This window comes from Streptomyces sp. UH6 (assembly GCF_013421635.1).
Taxonomy (GTDB): Bacteria; Actinomycetota; Actinomycetes; order Streptomycetales; family Streptomycetaceae; genus Streptomyces; species Streptomyces abyssomicinicus.
This window is the reverse complement of record NZ_JACADT010001274.1, coordinates 1-1,325: the sequence shown is the minus strand read 5'-3', so window position 1 is coordinate 1,325 and position 1,325 is coordinate 1. Positions and strand designations below refer to the sequence as shown.

Sequence of the window (1,325 nt, the reverse complement as noted above, 5' to 3'; positions counted from 1 at the left end):
CGGTGACGAACTCCTCCTCGCCGTACGCGGCGATCGCGCCGCTCCCCGCCGTCGTCGGCGGGTGCGGGTCGAGGTTCGCCTCGGTGAGGACCAGCCGGGCCACCAGCTCCGGCCGCCGGTGGGCCAGCACGATCGCCACCGAACCGCCCATGCTGTGCCCGACCAGCTCCGCCCCGCGCACCCCGGCCGCGTCCAGCGCGGCCGTCAGGGCGTCCGCGTGGTCCTCCAGCGTGTAACCGAAGTCCGCGGGCCGGTCGCTGATCCCGTGACCGGGCAGATCGACGAAGAGGCTGCGCCGCCCGGCCAGTTCGCCGCGGGCCGCGACATGCGCGTGGTACACGGCCGACGCGGCGCCCAGCCCGTGGACGTACACCCGGGCCGGCTCCGCGCCGGGCGTCTGGGTCCACCGGACCTGGCTGCCCCGGCCGTCGAAATCCGTCTGGCGCATCGCCGTCACCCCTTCCGCGGCGGGCCCCGCGGGCCGCCGTCGACATCCTGACGCGGTGAGGATACATCGACATCGAGGTACACCGGGCTCGATGTACGCGAGAATGCCTCCATGCTCGAACTGGCCATCCTCGGATTCCTCCGCGACTCGCCGCTGCACGGTTACGGCCTGCGCAAGCGCCTGACCGCCCTGATCGGCCACGTGCGACCGGTGGCCGAGAGCACGCTCTACCCGGCCCTCAAACGGATGGAGAAGGCCGGGCTGCTGGTGCGGGCCACCGAACCGGGGGCCGCGGCGGCCCCACGGCACGTCCTGACGCTCACCGCGGAAGGGGAACGGGAACTGCGCCGCAGGCTCGCCACGCCGGAGCGGCTGGACATCACCGACGAGAACCGCTGGTTCACCCTGCTCGCCTTCCTCCGCCACCTGGAGGACCCGGCCGCGCAGGCCGCGGTGCTGCGGCAACGGCTGGCGTTCCTGGAGGAACCCTCCAGCTTCTTCCTCGACGGCGACCGGCCGCTGCGCGCCGAGGAACTGGACGACCCGTTCCGGCGCGGCGTCCTCACCGTCGCACGGGCCACCGGGCGCGCCGAGACGGCGTGGCTGCGGGAGACCGTCACCACGCTGGAGGCCGGGGGGAGCGCGTCCGGGACGTGACGCCCGCCCGGTGACGCCCGGGAGATGATCCCCCGGGACGTGACGCCCGGGACGGCAGGAGTCCGCCCAGGAGGCGCGGACCGTGTCGTGGGGGCCTACTCCGGGGCGGAGGGCGGGCCCCCCGGGCCGGCGGGGCCGAAGCGGCGCCGGTACTCGGACGGGGAGAGGCCGGTCTCGCGCCGCATCAGCGCGCGCAGATGGGTGGCGGTCCCCAGACCGC

At 75.1% G+C, this 1,325-nt stretch carries 2 protein-coding genes and 1 pseudogene; 1 reads left to right on the top strand and 2 read right to left on the bottom strand.

Annotation, left to right across the window (positions count from 1 at the left end; genetic code table 11):
- The coding region (locus tag HW445_RS31215; RefSeq protein ID WP_180224143.1) for an alpha/beta fold hydrolase at positions 1-448 on the bottom strand (448 nt) is incomplete at its 3' end.
- 111 nt (positions 449-559) lie between these two features.
- Here HW445_RS31215 and HW445_RS31210 point away from each other — a divergent pair.
- Positions 560-1,105 carry a PadR family transcriptional regulator gene (locus tag HW445_RS31210; protein ID WP_180224142.1) on the top strand — a complete coding sequence of 182 codons (546 nt, stop codon included), beginning with the start codon at positions 560-562 and terminating at the stop codon, positions 1,103-1,105.
- A gap of 95 nt (positions 1,106-1,200) precedes the next feature.
- On the opposite strand, the pseudogene HW445_RS33935 reads toward HW445_RS31210, so the two are convergent.
- Positions 1,201-1,325: pseudogene (locus HW445_RS33935) on the bottom strand (AraC family transcriptional regulator); the annotation flags it as partial.